At 72.2% G+C, this 22,469-nt stretch carries 15 protein-coding genes and 1 pseudogene; 9 read left to right on the top strand and 7 right to left on the bottom strand.

What is annotated here, in order from left to right; all coding sequences use genetic code 11:
* Complete coding sequence (metH, locus tag BU197_RS28625; RefSeq protein ID WP_188271228.1) at positions 1 to 3,513, bottom strand: methionine synthase; 3,513 nt, start codon at positions 3,511 to 3,513, stop codon at positions 1 to 3.
* A gap of 243 nt (positions 3,514 to 3,756) precedes the next feature.
* Between metH and BU197_RS28620 the strand changes: the two genes are divergently transcribed.
* The 6 genes and pseudogenes from BU197_RS28620 to BU197_RS28595 form a co-directional block, all read left to right on the top strand.
* Positions 3,757 to 4,521 carry an IclR family transcriptional regulator gene (locus BU197_RS28620; protein WP_188271227.1) on the top strand — a complete coding sequence of 255 codons (765 nt, stop codon included), beginning with the start codon at positions 3,757 to 3,759 and terminating at the stop codon, positions 4,519 to 4,521.
* A gap of 308 nt (positions 4,522 to 4,829) precedes the next feature.
* Positions 4,830 to 5,588: an MIP/aquaporin family protein gene (locus tag BU197_RS28615; RefSeq protein WP_188271226.1), complete on the top strand. Its 759-nt coding sequence runs from the start codon at positions 4,830 to 4,832 to the stop codon at positions 5,586 to 5,588.
* A gap of 139 nt (positions 5,589 to 5,727) precedes the next feature.
* Positions 5,728 to 7,254 carry a glycerol kinase GlpK gene (gene glpK, locus BU197_RS28610; RefSeq protein ID WP_188271225.1) on the top strand — a complete coding sequence of 509 codons (1,527 nt, stop codon included), beginning with the start codon at positions 5,728 to 5,730 and terminating at the stop codon, positions 7,252 to 7,254.
* Positions 7,255 to 7,260: 6 nt separating this feature from the next.
* The gene (locus BU197_RS28605) at positions 7,261 to 8,874 is read left to right on the top strand and encodes a glycerol-3-phosphate dehydrogenase/oxidase (RefSeq protein ID WP_188271224.1); all 1,614 of its coding nucleotides are present in this window, start codon (positions 7,261 to 7,263) and stop codon (positions 8,872 to 8,874) included.
* Positions 8,875 to 8,988: 114 nt separating this feature from the next.
* Positions 8,989 to 10,050 (top strand): LLM class flavin-dependent oxidoreductase, encoded by a 1,062-nt coding sequence (locus BU197_RS28600; protein WP_188271223.1) that lies wholly within the window; start codon positions 8,989 to 8,991, stop codon positions 10,048 to 10,050.
* A 142-nt stretch (positions 10,051 to 10,192) separates the two neighbouring features.
* Positions 10,193 to 11,161, top strand: a pseudogene (locus BU197_RS28595) (PAC2 family protein); the annotation flags it as partial.
* Between the two features lie 714 nt (positions 11,162 to 11,875).
* On the opposite strand, the gene mshC reads toward BU197_RS28595, so the two are convergent.
* The 4 genes from mshC to BU197_RS28575 all read right to left on the bottom strand — a co-directional run bounded on the left by mshC (position 11,876) and on the right by BU197_RS28575 (position 15,404).
* Positions 11,876 to 13,105: a cysteine--1-D-myo-inosityl 2-amino-2-deoxy-alpha-D-glucopyranoside ligase gene (gene mshC, locus BU197_RS28590; protein WP_188271222.1), complete on the bottom strand. Its 1,230-nt coding sequence runs from the start codon at positions 13,103 to 13,105 to the stop codon at positions 11,876 to 11,878.
* A gap of 149 nt (positions 13,106 to 13,254) precedes the next feature.
* On the bottom strand, positions 13,255 to 14,061 hold the full coding sequence (locus BU197_RS28585; RefSeq protein ID WP_188271221.1) for an SCO1664 family protein: 807 nt from the start codon (positions 14,059 to 14,061) through the stop codon (positions 13,255 to 13,257).
* Positions 14,058 to 14,648 carry a DUF3090 domain-containing protein gene (locus BU197_RS28580; protein WP_188271220.1) on the bottom strand — a complete coding sequence of 197 codons (591 nt, stop codon included), beginning with the start codon at positions 14,646 to 14,648 and terminating at the stop codon, positions 14,058 to 14,060. The genes BU197_RS28585 and BU197_RS28580 overlap by 4 nt, the downstream gene beginning before the upstream one ends.
* Positions 14,649 to 14,714: 66 nt before the next feature.
* On the bottom strand, positions 14,715 to 15,404 hold the full coding sequence (locus BU197_RS28575) for a histidine phosphatase family protein (protein WP_188271219.1): 690 nt from the start codon (positions 15,402 to 15,404) through the stop codon (positions 14,715 to 14,717).
* Positions 15,405 to 15,592: 188 nt separating this feature from the next.
* On the opposite strand from BU197_RS28575, the gene corA reads away from it, so the two are divergent.
* Complete coding sequence (gene corA / locus BU197_RS28570) at positions 15,593 to 16,585, top strand: magnesium/cobalt transporter CorA (protein WP_188271218.1); 993 nt, start codon at positions 15,593 to 15,595, stop codon at positions 16,583 to 16,585.
* A 33-nt stretch (positions 16,586 to 16,618) separates the two neighbouring features.
* On the opposite strand, the gene BU197_RS28565 is transcribed toward corA, so the two are convergent.
* Together BU197_RS28565 and BU197_RS28560 are read right to left on the bottom strand one after the other, a co-directional pair.
* The gene (locus tag BU197_RS28565) at positions 16,619 to 17,404 is read right to left on the bottom strand and encodes a ferritin-like domain-containing protein (RefSeq protein ID WP_188271217.1); all 786 of its coding nucleotides are present in this window, start codon (positions 17,402 to 17,404) and stop codon (positions 16,619 to 16,621) included.
* Between the two features lie 277 nt (positions 17,405 to 17,681).
* Positions 17,682 to 18,731, bottom strand: a complete 1,050-nt coding sequence (locus tag BU197_RS28560; RefSeq protein ID WP_188271216.1) for an LLM class F420-dependent oxidoreductase — start codon at positions 18,729 to 18,731, stop codon at positions 17,682 to 17,684.
* A 130-nt stretch (positions 18,732 to 18,861) separates the two neighbouring features.
* Here BU197_RS28560 and BU197_RS28555 point away from each other — a divergent pair, with 130 nt between their 5' ends.
* On the top strand, positions 18,862 to 19,839 hold the full coding sequence (locus BU197_RS28555; protein ID WP_188271215.1) for an aldo/keto reductase: 978 nt from the start codon (positions 18,862 to 18,864) through the stop codon (positions 19,837 to 19,839).
* Positions 19,840 to 20,042: 203 nt separating this feature from the next.
* Positions 20,043 to 22,415, top strand: a complete 2,373-nt coding sequence (locus BU197_RS28550) for a helix-hairpin-helix domain-containing protein (RefSeq protein ID WP_411158550.1) — start codon at positions 20,043 to 20,045, stop codon at positions 22,413 to 22,415.
* Positions 22,416 to 22,469 lie beyond the last annotated feature (54 nt).

Here is a 22,469-nt window from a genome sequence, read left to right as displayed (position 1 = left end):
TCAGCGGGCGTTGAAGTACTTGGCTTCGGGGTGGTGGATGACGATGGCGTCGGTGGACTGCTCGGGGTGGAGCTGGAACTCCTCCGAGAGGTGGACGCCGATCCGCTCGGGGCGGAGCAGGTCGGCGATCTTGGCGCGGTCCTCCAGGTCGGGGCAGGCGCCGTAGCCGAGGGAGAAGCGGGCACCCCGGTACTTGAGGTCGAACATGTCCTGGACGTCGGCGGGGTCCTCGCCCGCGAAGCCCAGCTCGGCGCGGACGCGGGCGTGCCAGTACTCGGCAAGGGCTTCGGCCAGCTGCACGGACAGGCCGTGCAGCTCCAGGTAGTCGCGGTAGGAGTCGGCGGCGAACAGTTCGGCGGTGGCCTCGCCGATCTTCGAGCCGACGGTGACGACCTGGAGGCCGACGACGTCGGTCTCGCCGGACTCCTCCGGGCGGAAGAAGTCCGCGAGGCAGAGGCGGCGGCCCCGGCGCTGGCGGGGGAAGGTGAAGCGGGTCCGCTCGTTGCCGGAGTCGTCCAGGATGATCAGGTCGTCGCCCTTGGAGACACACGGGAAGTAGCCATGGACGACGGCCGCCTCCAGGAGGTTCTCCGTGTGGAGGCGCTCCAGCCAGCCGCGCAGCCGGGGGCGGCCCTCGGTCTCGACCAGTTCCTCGTAGGAGGGGCCGTCACCGGCGCGGTTCTGCTTCAGGCCCCACTGGCCCTTGAAGAGAGCGCCCTCGTCGAGCCAGGAGGCGTAGTCCTTGAGCGGGATGCCCTTGACGACGCGGGTGCCCCAGAACGGCGGGGCGGGCACCGGGTTGTCGGTGGCCACGTCCGAGCGCCCGCCCGGCTCCACCTCCTCGGTCTTGAGGGCGGCCGTGGCCCCCTTGGCGACCCGGCGCTGCTTCAGTTCCGGCAGTACGGCCCCGGGGACGCCGCGCTTGACCGCGATCAGGGCGTCCATGAGGCGCAGGCCCTCGAAGGCGTCGCGGGCGTAGCGGACCTCGCCCTGGTAGATCTCGTGGAGGTCCTGCTCGACGTAGGCCCTGGTCAGGGCCGCGCCGCCGAGGATCACCGGATACTTGGCGGCCAGCTCGCGCTGGTTCAGCTCCTCCAGGTTCTCCTTCATGATCACAGTGGACTTCACCAGGAGACCCGACATGCCGATGACGTCGGCGCGGTGTTCCTCGGCGGCTTCCAGGATCGCGGAGACCGGCTGCTTGATGCCGATGTTGACGACGTTGTAGCCGTTGTTGGAGAGGATGATGTCGACGAGGTTCTTGCCGATGTCGTGGACGTCACCGCGCACGGTGGCGAGGACGATCGTGCCCTTGCCCTCGGCGTCGGACTTCTCCATGTGCGGCTCCAGATGGGCGACCGCGGTCTTCATGACCTCGGCGGACTGGAGCACGAACGGCAGCTGCATCTGGCCGGAACCGAACAGCTCGCCGACCGTCTTCATGCCGTCGAGGAGGGTGTCGTTGACGATGTCGAGGGCGGGACGGGTGGTCAGCGCCTCGTCGAGGTCCGCCTCCAGACCGTTCTTCTCGCCGTCGATGATCCGCCGCTTGAGCCGCTCGTCCAGCGGCAGCGCGAGCAGTTCCTCGGTCTTGCCCGCCTTGAGGGACTTGGTGTTGACGCCCTCGAAGAGAGCCATCAGCTTCTGTAGCGGGTCGTAGCCCTCCGCGCGGCGGTCGTAGATCAGGTCGAGGGCGGTGGTGACCTGCTCCTCGTCGAAGCGGGCGATCGGCAGGATCTTCGAGGCGTGCACGATCGCCGAGTCCAGGCCCGCCTTCACGCACTCCTCAAGGAAGACCGAGTTCAGCAGGATGCGCGCGGCCGGGTTCAGACCGAAGGAGATGTTCGAAAGACCCAGGGTGGTCTGCACGTCCGGGTGGAGCCGCTTCAGCTCGCGGATCGCGTCGATCGTGGCGATGCCGTCCTTGCGGGACTCCTCCTGACCGGTGCAGATGGTGAAGGTCAGGGTGTCGATGAGGATGTCGGACTCGTGGATGCCCCAGTTGCCCGTCAGGTCCTCGATCAGCCGCTCGGCGATGGCGACCTTGTGCTCGGGCGTACGGGCCTGGCCCTCCTCGTCGATGGTCAGCGCGATCAGGGCCGCGCCGTGCTCCTGCGCGAGGCGGGTGACCTTGGCGAAGCGGGACTCGGGGCCGTCGCCGTCCTCGTAGTTCACCGAGTTGATCACCGCGCGGCCGCCCAGCTTCTCCAGGCCCGCCCGGATCACCTCGACCTCGGTGGAGTCCAGCACGATCGGGAGGGTGGAGGCGGTCGCGAACCGGCCGGCCAGCTCCTCCATGTCCGCGACGCCGTCCCGGCCCACGTAGTCCACGCAGAGGTCGAGCATGTGCGCGCCCTCGCGGATCTGGTCCCGGGCCATCTCGACGCAGTCGTCCCAGCGGGCCTCCAGCATCGCCTCGCGGAACTTCTTCGAGCCGTTGGCGTTGGTCCGCTCGCCGATCGCCATGTACGCGGTGTCCTGGCGGAACGGCACGGTCTGGTAGAGCGAGGCCGCACCCGGCTCCGGGCGGGGCTCCCGCACGGCGGGGGTCAGGTCCCGCACCCGCTCCACGACCTGCCGCAGGTGCTCCGGGGTCGTACCGCAGCAGCCGCCCACCAGGGACAGGCCGTACTCGCGGACGAAGGTCTCCTGCGCGTCGGCCAGCTCGGCCGGGGAGAGCGGGTAGTGGGCGCCGTCCGAGGTCAGCACGGGCAGGCCCGCGTTCGGCATGACGGAGAGCGGGATACGGGAGTGGCGGGCGAGGTAGCGCAGGTGCTCGCTCATCTCCGCCGGGCCGGTCGCGCAGTTCAGGCCGATCATGTCGATGCCCAGCGGCTCCAGGGCCGTCAGCGCCGCCCCGATCTCCGAACCGAGGAGCATGGTGCCCGTGGTCTCGACGGTGACGGAGACGATCAGCGGCACATCGGCGCCCAGCGCCTCCAGGGCCCGGCGGGCACCGATCACCGACGCCTTGGTCTGGAGCAGGTCCTGGGTGGTCTCCACCAGGAGCGCGTCCGCGCCGCCGGACAGCAGGCCCTCGACGTTGCGCTGGTAGGCGTCCCGCAGCAGCGGGTAGGGGGCGTGCCCCAGGGTGGGCAGCTTGGTGCCGGGGCCGATGGAGCCCAGGACCCAGCGCTGACGGCCGTCGGCCGCGGTGAACTCGTCGGCGACCTCACGGGCGACCCGCGCGCCCGCCTCGGACAGCTCGTGGACCCGCTCGGGGATGTCGTACTCGGCCAGAGCCGCGTGGTTGGCGCCGAAGGTGTTGGTCTCGACGCAGTCCACCCCGGCGGCGAAGTACTCCTGGTGCACCGAACGGACGATGTCGGGCCGGGTCACGTTCAGGACCTCGTTGCAGCCTTCCAGGTTCTGGAAGTCCTCAAGGGTGGGGTCCTGTGCCTGGAGCATGGTCCCCATCGCACCGTCGGCGACGACCACACGGGTGGCGAGCGCCTCGCGGAGGGCAGCGACGCGGCTGCGGCTGTCAACGGAAGGGGTCGGCGACGAGGCCATGGATGAGCTCCCTGGGATGCGACGGCTGTCGGCTTTGCGCCCTCGGAGGAGGATGCACGGGGCCAGCGTAACCGGGCTCGGGCCGGGGTGGACACGGTGTCCCACTCGGCGGACGGCATCCTGTCTCCGGGGACTCCCGGTCCGGCCCGTTCTTGTCCGACACTGGCATGTGTGACACAAGGTCGGCATCGACCGATAGTGTTCAGCATTGTCGAACAAGGTAAGAGGGAGAAGGGCCGGGCGATGGCGAAGAACATCCAGTCGCTTGAACGGGCGGCGGCCATGCTGCGACTGCTCGCGGGCGGCGAGCGCCGCCTCGGTCTTTCGGACATCGCCTCCTCGCTCGGACTCGCCAAGGGAACGGCCCACGGCATCCTGCGCACCCTCCAGGCGGAGGGCTTCGTCGAGCAGGAGCCGGCCTCGGGCCGCTATCAGCTCGGCGCGGAGCTGCTGCGCCTCGGCAACAGCTATCTGGACGTGCACGAGCTGCGGGCGCGCGCCCTGGTCTGGACCGACGACCTCGCCCGCTCCAGCGGCGAGAGCGTGCACCTGGGCGTGCTGCACCAGCGGGGCGTGCTGATCGTCCACCATGTCTTCCGGCCCGACGACAGCCGGCAGGTCCTGGAGGTGGGAGCCATGCAGCCGCTGCACTCCACCGCCCTCGGCAAGGTCCTCTCCGCCTACGACCCGGTGGCGCACAGCGAGGCGGTGGAGGCGGAACGGGAGGCGCTGACCCCCCGGACGACCACGGACCTCGCGGAGTTCGAGGCGCTCCTCGACATGACCAGGGCCAGGGGCTGGGCGGCGGACGCGGAGGAGACCTGGGAGGGCGTGGCCTCGGTGGCCGCGCCGATCCACGACCGGCGCCGGATGCCGGTGGGCGCGGTGGCGGTGACGGGCGCGGTGGAGCGGCTGTGCCCGGCCGGTGAGCTGCGCCCCGAGCTGGTGGCCGCGGTGCGCGACTGCGCCCGTGCGGTCTCCCGCGATCTGGGGGCGGGGCGCTTCTGAGGGCGCGGCGCCCGCGGGGCGAGGCCCCCGAGGCAAGGCGCTTCCCGGCTCATCCACGAGACTCCCCCGCACCCCCAACCCGCCGGTAACAATCCCGTTATCGGCGGCTTTTTCCTTTCCGGAGACCTTGACGCACTCTCCACCAGGGGGCAAAACTTCCGTTCACCGGTCGGCATTGCCGAACGCCTGACGGAAACAGGCGTTAGAGTGTGGCAGTGCCAAGGGCCGGCAAGCCCTCACACGAGGGCGCGGACACCGGGGGGACCCGGAGTTCGCCTTCCCCTGGACGAAGGACAAAGGAGTCGCGGGTGTCCAGCTCCGACATCTTCCTCGGCGAGACCATCGGTACCGCCGTACTCATTCTGCTCGGCGGCGGCGTGTGCGCCGCCGTGACGCTCAAGGGTTCCAAGGCCCGCGACGCGGGCTGGCTCGCGATCACCTTCGGTTGGGGCTTCGCCGTCATGACGGCCGTCTACATGACGGCTTCCCTCTCGGGGGCCCATCTGAACCCCGCCGTCACGGTCGGCATCGCGCTCAAGGACGGCGAGTGGGGCGACGTCCCCGTCTACTTCGCCGGCCAGCTGCTCGGCGCGATGATAGGAGCGGCGCTCGTCTGGATCGCCTACTACGGGCAGTTCCAGGCCCACCTCACCGACGCCGAGGCCGCCGCCAAGACGCCGATCGAGGGCCCGGGACCGGTGCTCGGCATCTTCTCCACCGGACCCGAGATCCGGAACACCTGGCAGAACCTCGCGACCGAGATCATCGGCACCGTCGTGCTCGTCCTGGCCGTGCTCACCCAGGGCCTCAACGACAGCGGAAAGGGCCTGGGCGTCCTCGGCGCCCTGATCACCGCGTTCGTCGTGGTCGCCGTCGGCCTCTCGCTCGGCGGCCCGACCGGCTACGCCATCAACCCGGCCCGCGACCTCGGTCCGCGCATCGTGCACGCCCTGCTCCCGCTGCCGAACAAGGGCGGCTCCGACTGGAGCTACGCCTGGATCCCGGTCGCCGGTCCCCTGATCGGCGGCGCCCTCGCGGCGGGTGTCTACCGCCTCGCGTTCGTCTGAGCCACAGTCGTCCGAGCCACAGTCGAAGCCGTGGCCCCGGTCGAAGACATGACCGCAGTCGAAGCCGTGGCCCCGCAGCCGCCGTGGCAGTAGCCGTCGCCGTAGCCGTCCTTCTCCCAGACTCTCCCAGGAGCACTCCGTGACCGACGCCCACACCTCCGGCCCCTTCATCGCCGCCATCGACCAGGGCACCACCTCCTCGCGCTGCATCGTCTTCGACAAGGACGGCCGGATCGTCTCGGTCGACCAGAAGGAGCACGAGCAGATCTTCCCCAGGCCCGGCTGGGTCGAGCACGACGCCACCGAGATCTGGTCCAACGTCCAGGAGGTCGTCGCCGGAGCCCTCGCCAAGGGCGGCATCGCCGCCGCCGACGTCAAGGCCATCGGCATCACCAACCAGCGCGAGACCACCCTGCTCTGGGACCGGAACACCGGCGAGCCCGTCCACCACGCCCTCGTCTGGCAGGACACCCGCACCGACGCCCTCTGCAAGGAGCTCGGCCGCAACGTCGGCCAGGACCGCTTCCGCCGCGAGACCGGTCTCCCCCTCGCCTCCTACTTCTCCGGGCCCAAGGTCCGCTGGCTGCTCGACAACGTCGAGGGGCTCCGCGAGCGCGCCGAGCGCGGCGAGATCCTCTTCGGCACCATGGACTCCTGGGTCATCTGGAACCTGACCGGCGGCACCGACGGCGGCGTCCACGTCACCGACGTCACCAACGCCTCGCGCACCCTCCTGATGAACCTGCACACCATGGAGTGGGACGAGAAGATCCTGCACTCCATGGACATCCCGGCCTCGTTGCTGCCCCGCATCCGCTCCTCCGCCGAGGTCTACGGACACGTCAAGGGCGGCGCCCTGGACGGCATCCCGGTCGCCTCCGCGCTCGGCGACCAGCAGGCGGCCCTGTTCGGCCAGACCTGTTTCGCCGAGGGCGAGGCCAAGTCGACGTACGGCACCGGCACCTTCATGCTGATGAACACCGGCGACAAGATCATCAACTCCTACAGCGGGCTGCTGACCACCGTCGGCTACCAGATCGGCGACAGGAAGCCGGTCTACGCCCTGGAAGGCTCCATCGCCGTCACCGGCTCGCTGGTGCAGTGGATGCGCGACCAGATGGGCCTGATCAAGTCCGCCGCCGAGATCGAGACCCTCGCCTCCTCCGTGGAGGACAACGGCGGCGCCTACTTCGTACCGGCCTTCTCCGGCCTGTTCGCCCCCTACTGGCGCTCGGACGCGCGCGGTGTCATCGCCGGTCTCACCCGGTACGTCACCAAGGCGCACATCGCCCGTGCCGTCCTGGAGGCCACCGCCTGGCAGACCCGCGAGATCACCGACGCCATGACCAAGGACTCCGGCGTCGAGCTGACCGCGCTCAAGGTCGACGGCGGCATGACCTCCAACAACCTGCTGATGCAGACCCTCTCGGACTTCCTGGACGCCCCCGTCGTGCGTCCCATGGTCGCCGAGACCACCTGCCTCGGCGCCGCCTACGCCGCCGGTCTCGCCGTCGGCTTCTGGCCGGACACCGACGCGCTGCGCGCCAACTGGCGCCGGGCGGCGGAATGGACCCCTCGCATGGACGCCGACAGGCGCGACCGCGAGTACAAGAGCTGGCTCAAGGCCGTGGAGCGGACCATGGGCTGGATCGAGGACGAGGAGTAATTCACGATGACCACCCTGCAGAGCGTCCCTGCCCTCGGGACGCACCCGGCGTCCGGCTCCCTCCCGAGCCGCGCCGAGACCCGGGACCGGCTTTCCAAGGCGACGTACGACCTCCTGGTGATCGGCGGCGGCATCCTGGGCATCTCCACCGCCTGGCACGCCGCGCAGTCGGGCCTGCGGGTGGCCCTGGTGGACGCCGGCGACTTCGCCGGCGCCACCTCATCCGCCTCCTCCAAGCTGCTCCACGGCGGTCTGCGCTACCTCCAGACCGGCGCGGTGAAGCTGGTCGCGGAGAACCACTTCGAGCGGCGCGCGGTCTCCCGTCAGGTGGCACCACACCTCGCCAACCCCCTCACCTTCTACCTGCCCGTCTACAAGGGCGGCCCGCACGGCGCGGCCAAGCTCGGCGCGGGCGTCTTCGCCTACAGCGCCCTGTCCGCCTTCGGCGACGGCGTCGGCCATCTGCTCTCCCCCGCCAAGGCGGCGCAGGACGTGCCGGAGCTGCGCACCGACGGTCTCAAGGCCGTGGCCGTCTACGGCGACGACCAGATGAACGACGCCCGGATGGCCCTGATGACGGTCCGCGCGGCCGTCGACGCCGGGGCCACCGTCCTCAACCACGCCGAGGTCACCGGGCTCCGCTTCACCCGGGGCCGGGTCACCGGCGCCGACCTGAAGGACCGTACGAGCGGCGACGAGTTCGGCGTCACCGCCCGCCTCGTCCTCAACGCGACCGGCCCCTGGGTCGACCACCTGCGCCGGATGGAGGACCCCAACGCGGCCCCCTCCATCCGTCTCTCCAAGGGCGCGCACCTGGTCCTCAAGCGGACCTCGCCCTGGAAGGCGGCCCTGGCCACCCCGATCGACAAGTACCGGATCACCTTCGCCCTGCCCTGGGAGGACATGCTCCTGCTCGGCACCACCGACGAGGAGTACGAGGGCGACCCCGGCGAGGTCTCGGTCACCGAGAAGGACACCGCCCAGATCCTGGACGAGGCCGCCTTCTCCATCCGCGACCAGCAGCTCTCCCGCGATCTGATCACCTACTCGTTCGCCGGGCTCCGGGTGCTGCCCGGCGGCCCCGGCGACACCTCCAAGGCCAAGCGCGAGACGGTCGTGACCGAGGGCCGCGGCGGCATGCTGTCGGTGGCCGGCGGCAAGTGGACGACCTTCCGGCACATCGGCCGTACGGTGCTGCGCAAGCTGGAGCAGCTGCCCGGACGCCGGCTCGGCGAGGACGCCGAGGGCGTGGTGCCGGTGTCGGCGCTGCCCAAGCGGCTCCCGCTGCCCGGCGTCGCCCACCCGGACGCGGTCGCCCACCGGCTGCTCGTCGACGGTCCTGCCCCCGGCCCCCGGATGGCCGCCGACACCGCCCGGCACCTGGCGACCCATTACGGTTCGCTCTCCTTCGACATCGCCCGGATGGCGAACGAGAACCCGGATCTGGCCCGCCGCGTCCACCCGGACGCGCCGGAGATCTGGGCGCAGGTCGCCTACGCCCGCGACCACGAGTGGGCCGAGACGGCGGACGACGTGCTGCGCCGCCGTACGACGCTGACCATCCGGGGCCTGGCCACGGACGAGATCCGCGCCGACGTCGAGGCGATGCTGCGGAAGTAGCCGCGTACGCCGACTCCCTCGTGCCCGGGGGCGGTTCCCCTGCCGGGGGCCGCCCCCTCGGCGTGCCACACGCCGTCCATACGGCCGCAACAGTCGGCGCGCAGAGTGGGAGCCATGAAGTTTCAGGTGCTCACGATCGTCCCCCACTACCCGCACCCGCTGACCGGCGACATCCTCTCCCCCGCCGACCGCCTCGAACAGGTCGTCGCCCTGGGCGAGACCGCCGAACGGCTCGGCTTCGACGCGTACGCGGTCGGCGAGCGGCACGCGGGCCCGTACCTCTCGTCCGCGCCGACCGTCCTGCTCGGCGCGCTCGCCGCCCGCACCACCCGCATCAGGCTCCTCACCGGGGTCACCGTGGTGGCGATCCTCGATCCGGTGCGGGTCGCCGAGGACTACGCGACCCTGGACCAGCTCTCCCGGGGCCGGATCGACCTCGTCGTCGGCAAGGGCGCGGAGGCCGGGCACTTCGACCTCTTCGGGCTCGACGAGGAACGGCAGTGGGACCTCCAGAAGGAGAAGTACGAGCTGCTGCGCCGGCTCTGGACGGAGGAGGGCGTCGACTGGGCGGGCGAGTTCCGGCCCGCCCTGAAGAACGTGACCACGGTCCCGCGCCCGTACGCCGGTCCGCCCCGGATCTGGCACGGCTCGGCCACCAGCCTCAACTCCCCCGACCTCGCGGCGAAGCACGGCGACCCGCTGTTCACCGCCAACGCCGTCCAGCCCCGTGAGGCGTACGCGAAGCTCATCGCCCACTACCGGGAGAAGTTCGAGGAGTACGGGCACGACCCGGCCCACGCGCGCGTGGCGGCCGGTTCCGGGGGGCTGCTCATCGCGGACACCGCCGAGCAGGCCGTCAGCCGCTACAAGGAGCTGTACGAGGCGAAGGTCCGGCAGAGTTTCCGGCCGCATCTGGAGGGCAGGGCCGGGTACAACACCCCGTTCCGCACGATCGAGGAGGCCATCGCGGACGGCCCGCAGCTGATCGGTTCGCCGCAGCAGATCATCGACAAGATCCTCGGCTACCACCGCTTCTACCGGCACGACCTCCAGTCCGTCAGCGTCGACAACTTCGGCCAGTCCACGGCCGAGCAGACCGAGACGCTCCAGCGGTTCGCCGAGGAGATCGCACCCGTGATCCGGAGGGAGGCGCCCAGCACGCTCTGGGAGGAGTGACCGCGCCGTGTGCGAAGTCGGGTTCCTGGGTAGTCGATCAAGGCCGCACGGGTTTTCGGAGGTGTCCGGGGACTGCGGGCGGGCCTTCGGAAAGCCGTAAGGTTGCTCCGTTACGACAGGAACTTCGAGAAGGAGGCGCTGGGTGATCGAGCTCGAGGGGGTACCCGAGCTGGTCGACCCGGTCATGGTGGCCGCGTTCGAAGGCTGGAACGACGCCGGCGACGCCGCCTCCACCGCGGTCGCCCACCTGGACCGGGAATGGAAGGGCGAGGTGTTCGCGGCGCTCGACGCCGAGGACTACTACGACTTCCAGGTCAACCGGCCGACGGTCTTCCTGGAGAACGGCGTACGGAAGATCACCTGGCCGACGACCCGGCTCTCCGTGATCCGGGTCGGCGGCGACAAACCCCGCGACCTGGTCCTCGTCCGCGGCATCGAGCCGTCGATGCGCTGGCGTTCCTTCTGCAACGAAATCCTCGCCTTCGCGCACGAGCTGGGCGTGGAGATGGTCGTCATCCTGGGCGCGCTGCTCGGGGACACCCCGCACACCCGGCCGGTGCCGGTCAGCGGGGTGACCTCCGATCCGGACCTGGCGCGGACGATGGACCTGGAGGAGACCCGGTACGAGGGACCGACGGGCATCGTCGGCATCCTCCAGGAGGCGTGCACCCACGCGGGCGTCCCGGCGGTCAGCCTCTGGGCGGCGGTGCCGCACTACGTGTCGCAGCCGCCGAACCCGAAGGCCACCCTGGCCCTCCTCAACCGCCTTGAGGACCTGATCGGGCTGCGCATCCCGCTGGGCGAGCTGCCCGAGGACGCGCGGGCGTGGCAGCTCGGCGTGGACCAGCTGGCCGCCGAGGACAGCGAGGTCGCCGAGTACGTGCAGACCCTGGAGGAGGCCCGGGACACGGCGGAGCTGCCGGAGGCCTCGGGCGAGGCCATCGCCCGGGAGTTCGAGCGGTATCTGCGGCGACGCGAGCCGGGCACGGGGCCGGGCCCCGGTCTGGCCACGGAAGGCGGTGACACGGCCTTCCTCCGCGAGACGAGCGGCGGCCGCACCCGCCCCCCGAAGCCGGAACAGCCCGGCCCGGAGACACAGCCGGACGCGGAGACCCGGTCTGACGCGGAGGCTCAGCCCGATACGGAGGGCGCGCCGGGTACGGAGGCTGAGTCGGGTACGGAGGCCGTACCCGACGCGGAGGCCGTGCCGGGTGCGGAGGGTGCGGGAAGCTCGGCCGGTGGGTCGGGGAACGCGGACGAGGGCGCTGGGGACGCGGTCCAGGGCTCGGGTGGTACGGCCGAGGGCTCTGCGGAGACCTCCGGGAAGCGGGCCGAGGAGGAGCCGGACGGTTCCGACGACGTACCGCCGGACGGGGACACGGGGTCCGCCGGAGCCGATGCTGATGCCGGGAACGCTTCCGAGGCCGGGAACGCTTCCGGAACGGGGCTCGACGCCGAGGCCGAGGCCGAGGCCGGGACTGGTGCCGGTTCCGGGACCGGGTCCGGGACCGACTCAGGGACCGGGACCCGCTCCGGGGCCGGGGCCGCCCCCGGAGCCGACTCGGAGACCGGGACCGACCCCGGGACCGACCCCGGAGCCGACTCGGGCCCGGAATCGGACTCCGGCCCGGAATCGGGCTCGGGATCGGGCTCCGGTTCAGGCTCGGGATCGGGCTCCGGTTCCGGTTCCGGAGCCGACTCCGGTTCCGGGGTCTAGCCGCCCCGGGTCTGGTCGCAGGGCGGAAGACGAAGGCCCCCGGGCTCCGTGAGGAGTCCGGGGGCCTTCGCGTGGGCGGGTGCGGGCGGGGCCGAAGCCCCCGCCTGTTTACAGGGCGACGCCGAGGAGCGCGTCGACCGCGCGGGAGACGAGGCCGGGGGCGGACTCGTCCGTGCCGCCCTCGGCCTCCTGGAGCGCGGCCCAGCGGTCGACCGCGAGGAGCGCGGTCGGGGTGTCGAGGTCGTCGGAGAGGGCCTCGCGCAGCTCCTCGACGAGCGCGTCGGCGGACGGGCCGTCGGGGCGGGACACGGCGGCGCGCCAGCGGCCGAGCCGCTCCACCGCGTCCTGGAGGATCCCGTCGGTCCACTCCCAGTCGGCGCGGTAGTGGTGGGAAAGGAGCGCGAGCCGGATGGCGGCCGGGTCGACGCCGTCCTGCCGGAGCCGGGAGACGAAGACCAGGTTGCCCCGGGACTTGGACATCTTCTCGCCGTCGAGGCCGACCATGCCGGCGTGGACGTACGCCTTGGCCATGGGGAACTCGCCGGTGAGGGCCTGGGCGTGGGAGGCGCCCATCTCGTGGTGCGGGAAGATCAGGTCGGAGCCGCCGCCCTGTACGTCGAAGCCCATGCCGAGGTGGTCGAGGGCGATGGCGACGCACTCGATGTGCCAGCCGGGGCGTCCGGCGCCGAGGCTGCCGCCGTCCCAGCTCGGCTCGCCCTCGCGGGCGGCCATCCAGAGCATCGGGTCGAGCGGGTTCTTCTTGCCGGGGCGCTCCGGGTCGCCGCCGCGCTCGGCGGAGAGGTGGCGCATCAGCTCGGTGGTGTAGTGCGAGACCTGACCGAAGTGCGGGTCGGCGTCGACGGAGAAGTAGATGTCGCCTTCCAGCTCGTAGGCGGCACCGGAGTCACGCAGGCGCTCGACGAGCGGCACGATGCCGGGTATGGCCTCGACCGCCCCGATGTAGTGCTTCGGGGGCAGCATCCGCAGGGCCGTCATGTCCTCGCGGAAGAGGGCGGTCTCGCGCTCGGCGAGGCCCACCCAGTCGACACCGTCGCGGATCGCGCGCTCCAGGAGCGGGTCGTCGACATCGGTGACGTTCTGGACGTAGTGCACCTGCCGCTTGGTGTCGAGCCACACGCGCTGAACGAGGTCGAACGCGTTGTAGGTCGCCGCGTGACCCATGTGGGTCGCGTCGTACGGCGTGATGCCGCAGACGTAGAGACGGGCGACGGGGCCGGGGACGAGAGTCACTCGTCCGCCGGTCGAGGTGTCGTGGATCCGGAGGTCGCGGCCCTTGCCGGGAAGGGCGGGGACCTCAGAAGCGGGCCAGGCATGCATGACCCGAGCGTAACCGGACAGGTGTTCCGGATACGAACCGGATGGGCGATCTTGACCAATGAGGCACTCTTGCGGGTCGGAGGCGTACGTGCATACCCCCGAGGGTTCCGAGCGCCCTCCGGCTGTTTGGCCGGAAATCGTCGGTCGGCTCAGACCGGTGGCCAGGGGATCGACGGCCACTGTCCCGAGGGCTCCGGATGGCGCCCGGTGGACCGCAGGGCGCCCACGCGCGCGCGTACCGCCGCCACCTCGACAGTCGTCAGCAGTTCCGCCAGGCGGGTGGCGAGCGGCGCGCCGGGCGTCAGGTCCCGGTCGAGCCCGTCCAGGACCCCGGTCGCCTCCTCGGGCAGTTCCTCGCCCGCCCAGCCCCACAGCAGGGTGCGGAGCTTGTCGTCGACGTGGAAGGTGACCCCGTGGTCGATGCCGTAAAGGTGCCCGTCCGGGGCGGGCAGCAGATGCCCGCCCTTGCGGTCGCCGTTGTTGATGACGGCGTCGAGGACGGCGAGCCTGCGCAGCTCCGGGGTGTCTGCGTGGACGAGGAGCGCGGTGCGCTCCTCGTCGATCTGGGCGGGTCCGACGGCCTTCCAGCCCTCGCCCGGTTCGTCGTCCTCGGTGAGGGCGAGCAGCCGCGCCTCCGGGTCGGCCTCGATCCACAGCTGGACCATGCCCTCGCCGTAGGGGCCGTCACGGAGCACGGTCGGCGGGACCAGGCCCCAGCCGGTGGCCTCGGATATCTCGTACGCGGCGACCTCGCGCTGGGCGAGGGTGCCGTCGGGGAAGTCCCACAGCGGGCGCTCCCCCGCGACCGGTTTGTAGACGCAGGCCGCTTCCCGGCCCTCGTAGGCGACGGAGCAGTACAGGACGGCGTTGGACGCCTCGCGGACCCGGCCGCGCACGGTCAGCTCACCGCGGGCGAGCAGTTCGGCGTCCGGCGGCGTCGGGGGGCTGCTGCTCATGCTCCGCGACGGTATCCGTTCTGGCGGGGGCAGACATGGCCTTCGGGGTCGAGCGGCAGGCTGCACAGCGGGCACGGCGGGCGGCCCGCGTTGACCACGTCGAGGGCCCGCTTGGCGAAGGCCCGCGCCTGGGCGCCGCTGAGGCGGACGCGGAGCATCGGCGGGCCGTTCTCCTCGTCCTGGAGCAGCCGCTCCTCGGCCTCGGCGAGGTCCTCCTCGGAGTCCACGTCGAGTTCGACGAGCGCCTGCGCCTCCACGATCATGCGCTGTTCGTCGCCGTCCCAGGCCAGGGCCATGGTGCCGACCCGGAACTCCTCCTCGACGGGCACGTCGAGGGGGGCGGTGTCGGCGACCTCCGCGGAGGCGACGGCCGGCACCGGGGCGTTGCCCCCGGTGCGGCGCACGACCTCGTCGAGGAGTTCGTCCATGCGCTCGGCGAGCGCGGCCACCTGCGTCTTCTCCAGGGCGACGCTGGTGACCCGGCCACCGGCCGACGCCTGGAGGAAGAACGTACGGCGGCCAGGCAATCCGACCGTACCGGCCACGAAACGCTCCGGTGGGTCGTAGAGGTACACCTGACGGGACACGCTCCCGCTCCCTTGCGTCTCGACGGTCGTACTACAACGGCGCGTCCACCCTACTGCGCGAAGGGATCACGGTGCGCCCGCACCGCCTCCGACGGTCGCCTTCCCGTTGCCCTCGGGGTGCTCGCGGGGAGCGAATCCGGCGAAATCCCCGGTGTCGCCGAGGCGGATCAGGAAGGGCCGGGTGCGGGTCCAGCGGATCACGGTGACCGAGCAGGGGTCGACGTGGATCCGCTGGAAGAGGTCGAGGTGCAGGCCGAGGGCCTCCGCCACGATCGACTTCACGATGTCGCCGTGCGAGCACATCAGGTAGCAGGCGTCCTCGCCGTGCTCGGCGTCGATCCGCGCGTTCCAGTCGTACACGGCGTCGACGGCCCTGGCCTGCATCGCGCGCATGGACTCGCCGCCGGGGAAGGCGGCGGCGGAGGCGTGCGCCTGGACGACCTCCATCAGGGGTTCGTCGTTGAGTTCGGCCAGCTTGCGGCCCGACCAGTCGCCGTAGTCGCACTCGCTGATCCGGTCCTCGACGTGCAGCGGCAGGTCGGGGCGGGCGTCGAGGAGCGGCCGGACGGTCTCCCGGCAGCGTTGGAGGGGGCTGGAGACGACGGCGGCGAGCGGGACCTCCGCGAGGCGCCCGGGGAGCGCGGCGGCCTGGGCGGCCCCTCGCTCGTCGAGCGCGACCCCGGGGGTGCGCCCGGCGAGGAGCCCGGAGGTGTTGGCGGTGGAGCGTCCGTGCCGGACGAGGATCAGCGTGGCCATGGCCGCCAGCCTAGGGGGTGCGGGCAAACGGCCCGAGTGCCCCCGGCGGGCGGACGGGGTACGGGCGTACGCGTGCGTGGACGGGCCGGGCGTACGCGTGCGTGGACGGAGCGGAAGGACCGGGAGGGCGGGTGCGTGGAAGGGCACGGGAGGGGGTACGCGTGCGTGGACGGGCCATTCGGGGGAGAATGCGGCGCGTGATCGTGGACTCTGCCATCTACCGCGACGGGCGCCGCATGGACAGCCCCGTCGATCTCTCCGACGCGCTGGCGGAGGCACGGGCCACCGGGGACGCCTTCCTCTGGGTGGGGCTCCACGAGCCCACGAAGGAGGAGTTCGACCACGTCGCCACGGAGTTCGCCCTGCATCCGCTGGCCGTCGAGGACGCGCTCAAGGCCCATCAGCGGCCCAAGCTCGAGGTCTACGACGACTCGCTGTTCGCGGTGCTCAAGCCGGTCGTGTACGAGCCGGAGAGCGACCGGGTCAGCTCCGGCGAGTTGATGCTGTTCATGGGCGATTCCTTCGTGGTGACCGTCCGGCACGGCGAGGGCGCGCCGCTGACACAGGTCCGTCGACGCCTTGAGGCCGATCCCGAGGTCCTGAAGCACGGCCCGACGGCGGTCCTCTACGTGGTGAGCGACGCGGTCGTGGACCACTATCTGGAGGTGGCGGGGGAACTCCAGGTGGACCTGGAGGAGCTGGAGACCGATGTCTTCGAGCCGTCCGGAGGCAATCCGGCCAATACGGCGGAGCGGATCTACACGGCGAAGCGGCAGGTCCTTGAGTTCCGGCGGGCAGCGGGGCCGCTGGCCGGTCCGATGGCCCGGCTGACGGCCGGTTCGGTGCCGTTCGTGAACGCGGGAGCGCAGCCCTTCTTCCGGGACGTCAACGACCATCTGCTGCGCTCCAACGAGCAGGTGGAAGGGCTCGACCGGCTGCTTTCGGACGTCCTGTCGGCCCATCTGGCGCAGATGGGGGTGCGGCAGAACGACGACATGCGGAAGATCTCGGCATGGGCGGCGATGGCGGCGGTGCCGACGATGGTCGCGGGCATCTACGGCATGAACTTCGACCACATGCCGGAGCTGCACTGGGTGTGGTCGTACCCGGCGGTGATCTGTGTGATGGCGGGCATCGTGATCACCCTGTACCGGATGTTCAAGCGGCGCGGCTGGCTGTAGGGGCCCGCGGCGTTTCCGTGACGGCGGCGGGTCTCAGAAGGCGGGCACGGGGGTCGCGGGACCGCCGAGGGCGTCGAGCCGTTCGGGCATCCGCAGGCCGACCATACGGTGCCAGCCCGCGGCCCGCTCGTACGCGTACAGGGTGTGGATCCCGGCCGTGAGGACGGCCGCCTTGGGGCGGGACCAGCCCAGGATGCGGCCCATGTGACGCATCACGGCCAGGCTGACGTCCCGGTAGACCCGGATCTCGACGAGGGCGGACTCGCGCAGGGTCCGCTGGATGAGGCGTCCGTGGCCCGCGCGCGCGAGGCGGAGCAGTTCCTCGTGGCAGTAGGCGAGGTGGTTCGCCTCGTCGTGGTCGATCTGGTGGATCGCCTTGCCCAGTTCCGGGTGGTCGCCGAAGTACGTGACGAGCATGTCCATCTGGTCGGCGGCGCGCTGCTCGGTGACCCGGCTGTGGGCGAGGTAGACGATCACGTCCTGTTCGCTCAGCCGCTCGTCCCGGCGCAGCTTGTCGTGCGCGAGCCCGATCCCGCGCCGTTCGAGGAGCATCGTGTAGTCGGTGTCCGGGGGGACGGCGGCGGGTTCGAGACCGCGTCTGCGCATCAGGGCGCGGAAGATCCGGCCGTGCTTGTCCTCGTCGGCGCCATGGCGGGTGATCTTGGGGGTGAGTTCCTTCATGCCGGGGGCGACCAGGGCCGCTATCCGGCCGTTCTCCCAGCCGCCCTGGGACTCGCCGCTCGCCGCGATCGAGCAGAAGAGCCGGAACGATTCGTCGTTGTCGATGATTTCCTGGAACAGGCCCTTGGCCGTGAGCATCGCCGCCACCTCCGTGCGGACGTCCGCGTTTCCGTACGTCCCGGGAGAACGAGTCAAATGCGGTCGGCGACGGCGGGCAACAGGAGGGCTTGACGGGCTCTGCCGAAAGAGTGAGGCCCGGGGGCGTAACCGGGGGCGTCGTGGAGCGTTGTGCTGCGTGACGGCCGTGGCGGGGAAGACCCCCCGAGCCCCCACCACGGCCGTGGCCCTCTCCCCCGGTGCGTACGCCCGCCCCTGACGGCGGGGTCACGCGAGGTCCGGGCGGCCACGCACTCGTCTACCCGAGGCCCGCGCGTTCCAGGGCCGTCACGCCCGCTCGCAGCGCCGTCAGCCGCTCGTCGAGGGTGAAGCCTGCCGGGGCGAGGGTGAGGGTGGTGACCCCGGCCTCGGCGTAGGCCGTCATCCGCTCCGCGATCCGCTCGACCGGGCCCAGCAGGGCGGTCTGGTCGATCAGGCTGCGGGGCACGGCCGCGGCGGCGCCCGCCTTGTCCCCGGCCAGGTACTTGTCCTGGATCTCGGCCGCCTCCTTCTCGTACCCCATGCGCCCGGCCAGCTGGTTGTAGAAGTTCTGCTTGCGGCTGCCCATGCCGCCGACGTACAGCGCCGTGTACGGGCGGAACACGTCGGCGAGGGCGTCGACGTCGTCGCCGAGGGCCAGCGGCACGGTCGGGCAGACGTCGAAGCCGTCCATCGTCAGACCGGCCTTCGCCCGGCCCGCGCGCAGCGGTCGCAGCGCGGTCTCCTCCAGATGGGCCGCCGAGGGGAAGATCAGCAGGGCTCCGTCGGCGATCTCGCCGGTCTGCTCCAGGTTCTTCGGACCGATGGCCGCGATGTAGAGCGGGATGTGCTCGCGCTCCGGGTGCACGGTCAGCTTGATGGGCTTGCCGGGACCGCCGGGCAGCGGAAGCGTCCAGTGCTCGCCGTCATGGGTCAGACGCTCGCGGGACATCGCCTTGCGGACGATCTCGACGTACTCCCGGGTCCTGGCCAGCGGCTTGTCGAACTTCACGCCGTACCAGCCCTCGGAGACCTGCGGCCCCGAGACGCCGAGGCCCAGTCGGAATCGGCCGCCGCTGAGCGAGTCCAGGGTGGCCGCCGTCATCGCCGTCATGGCGGGCTGCCGGGCCGGGATCTGCATGATCGCCGAACCGACGTCGATCCGCTCGGTCCTCGCCGCGACCCAGGCGAGGACGGTGGGGGCGTCGGAGCCGTACGCCTCCGCGGCCCAGCAGACGTCGAAGCCGAGCCGGTCCGCTTCCTGGGCGACGGCGAGGTTGTCGCCGTCCATGCCCGCGCCCCAGTAGCCGAGGTTGATGCCGAGCCGCATGTACACGCACCCCTTACCCATCGGTAACGTCCCTGTGGGCCGGACTCTAGCGCGCGGTCGGGGTCCGCGTCAGGGGACGGTTGTCCACAGGCTCCCTCCGCGTGCTGCCCCGGCCAGTAATCTCGCGCCCATGGAGCAGAGGCATCTCGGACGGACCGGCCTGCGTGTGTCGCGCATCGGACTCGGCACCCTCACCTGGGGCCGGGACACCGACGAGCACGACGCCGCCGAGCAGTTGAAGGCGTTCTGGGACGCGGGCGGCACGCTCGTGGACACCGCCGACGTGTACGGCGGGGGCGAGGCCGAATACGTGCTCGGGCGCCTGATGGGCCGCCTCGTGTCCCGGCACGACCTGGTCCTTTCCACCAAGGCGGGCAGCGTGCCGGACCCCGACCGGCGTACGGACGGCTCCCGGGGGCATCTGCTCGCCGCGCTCGACGCCTCCCTCGACCGGCTCGGCACCGACCACGTCGACCTGTGGCAGCTGCACGCCTTCGACCCGCACACGCCCCTGGAGGAGTCGCTCCAGGCCCTCGACATCGCGGTACGCAGCGGACGGGCGCGGTACGCGGGCGTGGCCAACTTCTGCGGCTGGCAGCTCGCCAAGGCGGGCACCTGGCAGCTCGGCGGCGACCGGACCCGGCTCGCCGGGACGCAGCTGGAGTACTCGCTGCTCCAGCGGGGCGTGGAGCGCGAGGTGCTGCCCGCCGCGCGGGACCTCGGGATAGGTCTGCTGCCGTCCTCGCCGCTCGGCCGGGGAGTGCTCACCGGCAAGTACCGGAGCGGGACCCCTTCGGACTCGCGGGGCGCTTCGGAGACGATGGCGCCGTTCGTGGAGCCGTACCTGGACGACGCGGCGAGCCGGATCGTGGACGCCGTCGCGACCGCCGCCGACGGGCTCGCGACGACCCCGCTCCAGGTGGCGCTGGCCTGGGTCCGCGACCGCCCCGGGGTGACCGCCCCGATCGTCGGCGCCCGCACGGCACGGCAGCTCGCGTCCGCTTTGTCGGTGGAGACCCTTAGTCTTCCTGACGAGATCTGTCGGGCGCTGGACGATGTGTCGGCGCCCGTGCACCGCTATCCGGATCACGACTGGAGCACCTTGTGACCGAGCCTTCCGGGAAGACCACGCCCGAGGCCGTGGAGACCGTGGAGCCCGAGGAAGGGGTGCCCGGGGCCCCCGAGGCCGGGGCCGACGCCCCCGAGGTCCCCGAGACCGGGGAGACCGCTCCCCTTGAGCCCGCCGAACCCGAGGCCGTGGAGCCGGAGGCCGTGGAGCCCGAGGCCGCCGGAACCGTAACGCCTGACACCGTGGAGCCCGAGGCCGTGGAAGCCGACACCGTGGAGCCCGAGGTCGCCGAACCCGAGGCCGCCGGAACCGTAACGCCTGACACCGTCGAACCCGAGGCCGCCGAACCTGAGGCCGTCGAGACCGAGGCCGTCGAGCGCCTGCGGGGGGACTCTGGGGAGGCGCAGCCCGGGGCCGAGGCCGTGCCCTCGGAGGCCGGGGACGGGCCGGGCGCCGCCGCCGGAGGCGGGTCCGGTGACACGGGCGGCGAGGACGGGCCCGACGACGCGGACGAAGGCGTCTCCAGCGACGCGGGCGACGCGGCCGGAGACGTCTCCGGCGACGCGGACGACGCCGCCGGAGGCGAGGCCGTCGATGCCGTCGATGCCGTCGGAGGCGAGGCCGGCGAGACCGTCGGTGCGCAGCCCGAAAGTGCGGGTGAGACGAACGAAGCGCAGGCCGAGTTGGCCGCGCAGCGGGAGCTGCGGGCCAGGATCGAGGCGCGGAAGGCCGGCAAGGACGGGACCGTCGCGAGCGGCACCAAGCTGAGCGGCACGGCGGCCGACCTCCTCGCCGCCGTACGGGCCGTCGAGGGCGGCAAGGCCTCGGGCGGCACCTTCTACGAGTCCCCCGAGCCGACGCCCACGCGCCCCTCCGCCGAGCCCGCGACCGCCACGGCCGTCCGCCCGCCCGCTCTCCCGCACCCGTCCGCACCCGCACCCGCGCCCGGCACCACGGAGGCCGTCCGGGAGGTCCTGGCCAAGGGCGGCGCCCCCGAGGCCCTGGCGGGTCCGGTCGCCGAGACACTGGGCGAGAACGCCGCCGCCGCGCTGTTCGACGACCCCTGGCAGCTGCTCGCCGTGCCCGGAGTGCGCCCGGAGCAGGCCGACGGCTTCGCACGGGCACTGCTCGGCCCCGACTGCGGGCCCGACGACCCGCGCCGGGCCGTCGCCCTGACCGTATGGCTCCTGGAACGGGCCGCGCTCCAGGGACACACCGCGCTGGAGGACCGGACCGTGCGGGCCGGACTCGCCGGGCAGCGGATCTCCGACCCCGATGCGGCGGTCGAGGAGGCCGTGTCGGCGGGCGCCGTCCTCCTCTTCCAGGAGGAGACCCCGCAGGAGGAGGACCCCGAGGCGGCGGACGAGGAGGACGCGGAGCCGACCGCTCCCGTCCCCGAGGCGCCCGCGCTGCTCGGCCTCGACCGGTACGCGCTGGCGGAGGAGAGCCTCGCGGAGGGCCTCGCCCGGCTCGTACGGACCGCGACGGCAGCCCCCTGGGACGGCTCCGAGCTGGCACGGGCCGCCGGGGCGAGCGGCCTGGTCCTGCACACCGGCGGCGAGGCGGCCCGCACCGAACCGGCCGCCCTCGCGGCGGAGGCCCGCGCGCGCGGGCTGCGCGCCCTGGTCGCCGTCCACGCCGACGGCGGCGCGGGCCCGGAAGCCGTGACGGTCGCCGCGCTGCTCTCCGGCACGGCGGGCCCCGGCAGGGACGAGGACGGGGCCCTCGCCCTGGACCTCCTCGTGGTCCTGGACGCCCCGCAGCTAGACGTGGAGAGCGCCGCACTGCTCGTGGAGTCCCTGCCCGACGGCTGCCGTCTGGTCCTGAGCGGCGACCCCGAGGTGCTCGGGGCGCCCGGCGCGGGCCGGGTCTTCGCCGATCTCCTGGCGGCCCGGGTGTGCCCCCGGATCGCCTCGCGGCTGCCCGACCCCGGGCCGCTCGGCGAGCTGGTCTCGGGCGTCGGCGCGGGCGAGCTGAACCAGGTCGAGGCGCCCGGCAAGGAGATCGTCATCGTCCCGGTGCGGGACGCGGGCGAGGCCGTGCACCGTACGGTCCAACTGGTGGCCGACTCGGTGCCCCGGGCGATCGGGGTACCGGCGGAGCAGACCCAGGTGATCACGGTCGGCCACGGCGGCTCGGCCGGTACGCGCGCGCTGAACGCGGCCCTGAAGCAGCGGCTCAACCCCGGTCCCGGCCGCTTCGGCGGCTACGACCCGGGGGACCGGGTGGCGTACGCCCCGGTGCCGGGCAGGACGGTCACGGGCACGGTGCTGGGAGCCGACGCGCAGGGGCTGCGGCTGCGCTGCGGGGACGAGGCGCTGCTGGTGCCCCGGGAGCGGGTAGAGCCGGCGCTGCGGCACGGCTGGGCGCTCACGGCGCACCAGGCGGCCGGGGCGCGCTGGCCGGCCGTGGTCGTGGTGCTGCCCGGGGACGCCGCCGGGGGCCTGAGCCGGGCGTGGGTGTACACGGCCTTCGGCCGGGCGGAGCGCCATCTGTCGGTGGTGCACGGCGTGGAGCAGGCACTGCCCCGCGCGGTGGCCGAGGGGGTCGCCCCGGAGCGTACGACCCGACTGCGACCGCTCCTTGAGGCGCTGCTCGCCGTGCCGGAGGAGTAGAAGGAGGCGGCGCGAGAAGCCGCGAGGGCCGGGAACCGCGGAGGGCCGGGACAC

Origin of the sequence: Streptomyces sp. CBMA291 (assembly GCF_014596525.1) — a bacterium.
Taxonomy (GTDB): domain Bacteria; phylum Actinomycetota; class Actinomycetes; order Streptomycetales; family Streptomycetaceae; genus Streptomyces.
This window is presented reverse-complemented; position numbering and strand designations above follow the sequence as displayed.